Annotated in this window: 5 protein-coding genes; 2 read left to right on the forward strand and 3 right to left on the reverse strand. The window is 70.6% G+C overall.

Going from position 1 to position 7354, the window contains the following annotated elements; all coding sequences use genetic code 11:
• The first annotated feature begins 80 nt into the window (after window positions 1-80).
• Window positions 81-2375, forward strand: coding sequence for a zinc-dependent metalloprotease (locus OC490_RS36135; RefSeq protein WP_262062273.1), 2295 nt, complete (start codon window positions 81-83; stop codon window positions 2373-2375).
• Between the two features lie 7 nt (window positions 2376-2382).
• Here the strand turns inward: OC490_RS36135 and OC490_RS36140 are convergent, their stop codons facing one another.
• From OC490_RS36140 to OC490_RS36150, 3 genes are all read right to left on the reverse strand, one after another.
• Window positions 2383-3294, reverse strand: coding sequence for an MHYT domain-containing protein (locus tag OC490_RS36140; protein WP_262062274.1), 912 nt, complete (start codon window positions 3292-3294; stop codon window positions 2383-2385).
• Window positions 3295-3447: 153 nt separating this feature from the next.
• Window positions 3448-3630, reverse strand: coding sequence for an antitoxin (locus tag OC490_RS36145; RefSeq protein WP_262062275.1), 183 nt, complete (start codon window positions 3628-3630; stop codon window positions 3448-3450).
• 113 nt (window positions 3631-3743) lie between these two features.
• On the reverse strand, window positions 3744-4988 hold the full coding sequence (locus OC490_RS36150; RefSeq protein ID WP_262062276.1) for an MFS transporter: 1245 nt from the start codon (window positions 4986-4988) through the stop codon (window positions 3744-3746).
• Window positions 4989-5271: 283 nt separating this feature from the next.
• Here OC490_RS36150 and OC490_RS36155 point away from each other — a divergent pair.
• A partial coding sequence (locus tag OC490_RS36155) for a M4 family metallopeptidase (RefSeq protein ID WP_262062277.1) occupies window positions 5272-7354 on the forward strand: 2083 nt, incomplete at its 3' end.

A 7354-nucleotide genomic window follows, 5' to 3' on the forward strand; every position in this document is an offset into this window, starting at 1 on the left:
CGTAACAACGAGCCATGGCGGGGCGAGAGGCGGGGGCCTGGCAACATCAACTCGACGACGCTCAACCGAAAGGCCCCCGTATGCCCGGCGAAGCCGACTTCATCGATGTGCTCCCCGACCCCGAACTCCGGTCGGACCGGCTGCTGTTGGGCATCCGCCACTTCGACGAACCCTTCCTGGTCACCGTCTCCCTCTCCCAGGGCCTGGGCTCCAGCGACCTGTGGCTGGACCGGGGCAGGGCGGGCAAGGCGCGGCTCGCGGAGTTCCGCCGGATCGGCGACCGGGTCCTGTTCGCCGTACGCAACAAGCACTTCCTCACCTCCGGCGACGAGGCCGCCGTACGGGCCGGGGACGAGTCGTTCGCGCTGTCGGTGGTGTGGAGCGGGCCCGTGCTGCGGGAGGAGGACGGGGCGGCGGTCGTCGACGCGACCGGCCTGGTCGTCGCCGACCACGACCGGGTCGCCGAGCATCTGCACGCACACGAGCAGGGCGACTACACGATCGACGAGTCCGCGAGCCTCCCGCTCCTCGCAGACAGCCGCACCGGCCCGCGCGCCGTCCGGCTGCCCGCGCTCCTCACCTTCCGGGGCCCCGGCCGGGGCCGGGCGGTCCAGGCCGTGGCCGCCGACCCGCGAGCCCTCACCGTCGTCCAGCAGCTCAACCTGATGCGGCTGCCCGCGACCCCGCTGCCCGTCCGCCGCTACCACCCCGCCTCGGGCGGCTACGGCATCGGCTACGCCGATCACGGCCTGGTCGGCCGGGCGGGCACCCAGGTCAAGTTCCAGCCCCGCTTCCGCGCGGAACCCGGCGGCGACCCGATCGTCTTCCAGGTCGATCCGGCCATCCCGGAGCCCTTCCGCTCGGCGGTCGTCGAGGGCGGCAACTGGTGGCAGCGGGCCTTCGCCCGGATCGGACTCCCGGACGCCTACCGGGTCGAGCCCGGTGGCGCCGACTTCGACCCCTACGACCCCGGCGTCAACGGAGTGGTCTGGGTGCACCGGGCCGGCCGTGGCTGGTCCCTCGGGCAGGGGCTGACCGACCCGCGCACCGGCGAGATCCTGCACGCCCGGGTACGGCTCGGCTCCCAGCGCGTCGAGCAGGTCCGCGCGCTCGGCGAGGCACTCCTCGCCCCCTACGGCCACCCTGACGAGGCCGAACGGCTCGCCACCGTCGAGGAGTTGGTGCTCGCCCGACTGCGCCAGCTGGCCGCGCACGAGATCGGCCACGCACTCGGCTTCATGCACAACTTCGCCGGTACGGGGCACCCCGAACCGTCCGTCATGGACTACCCGCACGCCCGCATCCGCGTCACCGAGGAGGGCGAACTCGACCTCTCCGCCGCGTACGGCACCGAACTCGGGCCGTGGGACCACTACTTGGTCGCGCACGCCTACGGACGGTTCGGCGAAGGCGAGGGCGAGGAGGACACCGCTCTCGCCGCACTGCGCCGCGAAGCCGCCGAGGCCGGTCTGACCTACATCTCCGACGAGGACGCGCAGGGTCCGCACGCCGCGCACGCCGACGCCGTGCCCTGGGTGACCGGAGCGGACGCCCTGCGGTCACTGGAGACCATGCTGCGGGTCCGCCGTATCGCCCTCGACGGGTTCTCCCCAGGAGTGCTGCCGCCCGACCGGCAGACCGGTGAACTGGAGGAACGCGCCGCGCTGTTGCACCTGGTGCACCGGCACGAGGCGGCGGCCGTGGCCCGGCTGGTGGGCGGGGTGCGCTACGCGTACGGCCTCGCGGGTGAGGCAGGCCGGGGCGCGGAGTCCGTCGACGCGGCCACGCAGCACACGGCGCTGACCCGACTCGCCGAACTGCTGCGCGCCGAACAACTCGCCCTGCCGCACGCGGTGTTGGACACGCTCACCCCGCCCGCGATCCGCTACGGCCGGACGGAGCAGTACCTCGACACGGGCGCCGGACGGATCTTCGACCCCTTCGAAGCCGTACGGGCCGCGACCGCCCTGGTGGCCCAGCAGTTGCTGGATCCGGCCCGGCTCAACCGGGTGGCCTGGCAGCACGCGGCCGACCCCGGGATGCCCGGTGTCGCCGACATCGTCGACGCGCTCCTGGACGCGACCTGGCGCCGTAGCGACCCCGTGCCCGGGGAGCTGCCCGGCGGGGCCGCGGTGCAGCACGCGGCGGACTGGACCCTCCTGAACCAGCTGCTGACCCTGCTCGACGACACCGCGCTGCACACGCCGGTGCGCATGTCGTTGCGCGGCGCCGTGCGGCGGCTCGCGACGGAGCTGCGCTGCCAGGGCGACGAACAGGCCCGTGAGGCAGGGGAGTTGATCCGCGCCCTCCTCGCCGACCCCGGCTCGGTACGGCTCGATCCGCCGCCCCGGGTGCCGCCGGGCGCACCCAACTGAGGCGCCGCTATCGGGGTCTGCGGCGGCCGGTGGTCGAACTCGGTCCGTGGCGACCGCTGTTGGTCGACACGCGCTCGGGTGTTCCGGCGTCCCGTGCGGTGAAGGCCGAATCCGGTTGCCGTGCCGGGTGCTTGTCAGCGGTTCTCGGGTCGATGGGATGCCGGGCGAAGGAGCGGTCCCAGGTGCCCTCGCCCATCACCAGCAGCGGGTCGAACATCACGACGACCCCGGCCAGCAGCAGGAAGATGATCGGCCCCAGCAGCATGGGAAGCAGCAGCGAGGTGGCCGAGTCGCCCGTCCAGGCCCCGCCGGTGCCGTGCAGATGGACGCTCACGGCGGCCATGGCCGTGTAGTGCATCCCGGACACGGCCACGCCCATCACCAGGCTGGCGCCCAGACTCGCGAGGAAGCCCCGGATGGAGACGGCCGCCCACAGGGCCGCCGTCGCGGCGACGATCGCGATCACGATGGAGAGTACGACCGTGCTGGTCCGGTACTCGATGCTGCCGTTCAACTGCAGGGCCGCCATGCCCAGATAGTGCATCGCGGCTACGCCGAGGCCGGTGATCACGCCCGCGGCGGAGAGTGTGCCGGTGGTGGCGCCGCGATACCCCACGGCGAACACCCCGAGGGCGACCATGACGATCGCCACGGCCAGACTCAGCACTGTGAGGCCGACGTCGTAGCCGATGCGGGTCTCCTCGACCTGGAAGCCGATCATCGCGATGAAGTGCATCGTCCAGATGCCGGTGCCGATGGATGTCGCGCCCAGCGCGAGCCAACCCGCCTTCCAGGAATGTTCGTTGTGCAGGGACCGCACCACGCAGCGCAGTCCCAGAGCACCTCCCAGGCAGGCCATCAGATAGGCCGCCACCGGAGTCACCGCACCGTAGCGGAACCCGTCGATCGTGCCTTGCATGTGCCAACTCCCCCCAGAGTCCTGGCTTCCCGTGGGGGGAGTATGTACGAATCGGCGCCGGGCCGCGCACCGCTTTCACATCTGTACTTGACGAAGTCTCCACTTTCATGGACCACTTGAGGCGCATCGAGGGCGATACGCGGACAGATGCGGTCAGGGCTGTTGGGGCTTCTCGCGGTCGATGAAGTCCTTGGCCTTGTCCTGCGCCATGTCGACCTGCTTGGCGTGCTTGCCGCCGGTGCGCTCGTCGACCATGTCGCCCGCCTTGTCCACGGCCTGCTTGGCCTTGTCGGGGTTCTGGCCGAGCATTCCCTTGACCTTTTCCATGAACGACATGGCTGTCCTCCTTCGGACGTGCGTTGGCCCTCCCAGCATCCCCCGCGTTCGCGCGTGCCGCATTTCGGTGCTGGGCGCGGGCCGGTCGCCCCTGGTCCCGGACGGTTCCGGCATCAGGCGGGCACGAGCGGTTCGTGTTCGTCGCTGGCACGGGCATCGCGGGTGCGGGACACGGCGAGCGCGAGTGCTTGGAGGATCGCTCCGGTGAGACCCACGGACAGGGCGAACCGGTAGCCGACGTGGTCGGCGAGGAGCCCGCCCAGGGGTGCCCCGATCGCCACCATTCCCCAGTTGAACGAGCGGATCGTGGCGTTCGTCCGGCCCCGCAGCCGGTCGGGCGTGACCGCCTGGCGGTAACTCATCTCCACCGGGCTTTCGAGCGAGATCGCCGCGGACACCACAAAGAAGGCGGCCGATACGGAGACCAGTGCCCACGGCCCGCGGTGGGCGAGGACCAGCGGCAGCCAGCCGACGGCGGCGACGAGACGGCCCGCGATCAGGGTGGCACCGACGTCGAACCGCTTCGCCGCCCGTCCAGAGAACGCGCCGCCGAGCACTCCGCCGAGCCCCGCGCACGCGTAGGCCACCCCCAGACCGAAGTCCCCGATCCTCAGGTCACGCAGCGCGAAGACGACGAAGACCGTACTGACCACGGTGTTGAAGAGGAGCATCAGGTGTGAGGTCAGCGCGATCGACGCCAGGGTCCGGTGACGGTAGACCCAGGCCACCCCCTCCCGCAGTTCGCCGAGGAGACCGCGCCGCGCCCCCCGGTCGGGCACCGGATCATGGGCGCGCACCGAGGTGAGCAGCAGACCGGAGGCCAGATAACTGGCCGCGTCCACGAGCACGGCGAGCGGTGCGCCCAGCAGTTTGATCAGCACGCCGGCGATCAGCGGTCCGGTCGATCCGGCCACCGCGTCGGCCTGTCCCACCCGGGCGTACCCCGCGTTGAGGAGCTCCCCGGGGACCAGCTGCGGCACGTAGGAGTGGTTGGCCGCGTCGAAGAAGAGACAGAGCACCCCGAAGGCGAAGACGCACGCGCACAGGGTGGCGATGTCGAGCCGGTCCAGTGCGTACAGCAGCGGAATCGCGCCGAGCAGAGCGGCCCGGCCGAGATCCATGGCCACCATCATCGGCTTGCGCCGGCAACGGTCCACCAGGACCCCGGCCACGAGGCCGAAGAGCAGGTAGGGCGCCCAGCGGGCCGCGTTGACCAGACCCACCTCGGTGGCGGACGCGCTCAGTGTGACGGCGGTGAGGATCTGCAGGGCGAGCCCCGACACCTGGGAGCCGAACGCCGAGACCGCGGAGGCGGTCCAGAAACGTGCGTACCCGGGAACATCCACCAGACGCGGCATGATCGGACCGTACCCGGCCAGAACCCCCGTCACCTCCGGCGATCGCAAGTGGCTGGTCCGCGACACCAGTTGGGCCGGGGGACAGAGGGAAAACCCTTGAGTGCCCCAGCCCTGCGTGACATGGACGGGTCAACGCTGTCATCCTCCACGCAGTTACCCCACGGATCCTCCATGGATCGGTCAAAGTTCGGTCGGCCCCGCACAGCTCAGCTCTCCCGGACAGCAGACCCGGCTGTCCGGTCTGTCACCGGCCGCGTCCGCGGCCGTCGCAGGAGGAGTACGAGTGAGACGCATCCCCCGCAAGCGGACCGCGGTTGGAGCCCTGATCTCCACCGCCGCGCTCCTCGCCGTCGGCATCCAGTCGGTTCCGGCGAGCGCGAAGCCCGCGTCCCCCCACCCCAGCCCGGTGCGCACCGGCAGCTTGGAGGCCAAGCTCACCCCGGCGCAGCGCACCGCCCTGGTGAAGAGTGCCACCGCGAACAGCACGAAGACCGCCCGCACCCTCGGCCTCGGCGCCAAGGAGAAGCTGGTAGTCAAGGACGTCGTCAAGGACAACGACGGCACCGTCCACACCCGCTACGAGCGCACCTACGCCGGTCTCCCCGTCCTCGGCGGCGACCTCGTCGTGCACACCCCGCCCGCCGCGCAGGCGACCGGCACGGTGAGCGCGACCTTCAACAACAAGCACACCCTCACGGTGCCCTCCACCACCGCGTCCGTCGCCAAGTCGGCCGCCGAGACCAAGGCGCTCACCACCGCGAAGGCCCTCGACGCCAAGGCGCCGAGCACCGACAGCGCCCGGAAGGTCATCTGGGCCGGCGACGGCACGCCGAAGCTCGCCTGGGAGACGGTGATCGGCGGCTTCCAGGACGACGGCACCCCGAGCCAGCTGCACGTCATCACCGACGCCACCAGCGGCAAGGAGCTCTCCCGCTTCCAGGGCATCGAGACCGGCACCGGCAACACCCAGTACAGCGGCGCGGTCTCGCTGAGCACCACGTTGTCCGGTTCGACGTACCAGCTGTACGACACCACGCGCGGCGGTCACAAGACGTACAGCCTCAACAACGCCACGTCCGGCACCGGCACCCTGATGACGGACGCGGACGACGTCTGGGGCACCGGCGCGGGCTCCAACACCCAGACCGCGGGCGCCGACGCGGCCTACGGCGCCCAGACGACCTGGGACTTCTACAAGAACACCTTCGGGCGCAGCGGCATCAAGAACGACGGCGTCGCCGCCTACTCGCGCGTCCACTACAGCACGGCGTACGTCAACGCCTTCTGGGACGACAGCTGCTTCTGCATGACGTACGGCGACGGCTCGGGCTCCACGCACGCGCTGACCTCGCTGGACGTGGCCGGCCACGAGATGAGCCACGGTGTCACGTCGAACACGGCAGGCCTCAACTACACCGGTGAATCAGGTGGGTTGAACGAGGCGACCTCCGACATCTTCGGCACGGGTGTCGAGTTCTACGCCAACAACTCCACCGATGTGGGCGACTACCTCATCGGCGAGAAGATCGACATCAACGGCGACGGCACACCGCTGCGTTACATGGACAAGCCGAGCAAGGACGGCGGCAGCGCGGACAGTTGGTACTCGGGAGTCGGCAACCTCGACGTCCACTACTCCTCGGGCCCGGCGAACCACATGTTCTACCTGCTCTCCGAGGGCAGCGGCACCAAGGTCATCAACGGCACCACCTACACCAGCACCACCTCCGACGGCGTGGCCGTCGCCGGTATCGGCAGGGCCGCGGCCCTGCAGATCTGGTACAAGGCGCTGACGACGTACATGACGTCCACCACCAACTACGCCGGGGCCCGCACCGCCGCGCTCAGCGCCGCCGGGGCGCTGTACGGCACAACGTCCGCACAGTACGCGGGAGTCGGCAATGCCTTCGCCGGCATCAACGTCGGCAGCCACATCACCGTGCCGACCAGCGGTGTCACGGTCACCAACCCGGGCAGCCAGTCCTCCACCGTCGGCACGGCGGTGAGCCTTCAGGTCGCGGCCAGCAGCACCAACAGCGGTTCGCTGACGTACGCGGCGACCGGACTGCCGACGGGCCTGTCGATCAGCAGCACCACGGGCGCCATCACCGGCACCCCGACGACCGCGGGCACCTACAGCACCACCGTGACCGTCACCGACAGCACCGGGGCGACCGGTACCGCGTCCTTCACCTGGACCGTCAGTTCCAGTGGCGGGGGCGGCAGTTGCACCTCGACGCAGTTGCTGGGCAACGCGGGCTTCGAGTCCGGGAACACCACCTGGACCGCGACGAGCGGTGTCATCACCAATGACACCGGTGAGGCGGCCCGCACCGGTTCGTACAAGGCCTGGCTCGACGGCTACG

Origin of the sequence: Streptomyces sp. STR69 (assembly GCF_024519455.1) — a bacterium.
GTDB lineage: Bacteria > Actinomycetota > Actinomycetes > Streptomycetales > Streptomycetaceae > Streptomyces.

Excerpts from the sequence above, each read along its gene's own strand:
- OC490_RS36140 (WP_262062274.1), bottom strand. The coding sequence starts at position 3,294 with ATGCAAGGCACGATCGACGGGTTCCGCTACGGTGCGGTGACTCCGGTG.
- OC490_RS36145 (WP_262062275.1), bottom strand. The coding sequence starts at position 3,630 with ATGTCGTTCATGGAAAAGGTCAAGGGAATGCTCGGCCAGAACCCCGAC.
- OC490_RS36135 (WP_262062273.1), top strand. The coding sequence starts at position 81 with ATGCCCGGCGAAGCCGACTTCATCGATGTGCTCCCCGACCCCGAACTC.
- OC490_RS36150 (WP_262062276.1), bottom strand. The coding sequence starts at position 4,988 with ATGCCGCGTCTGGTGGATGTTCCCGGGTACGCACGTTTCTGGACCGCC.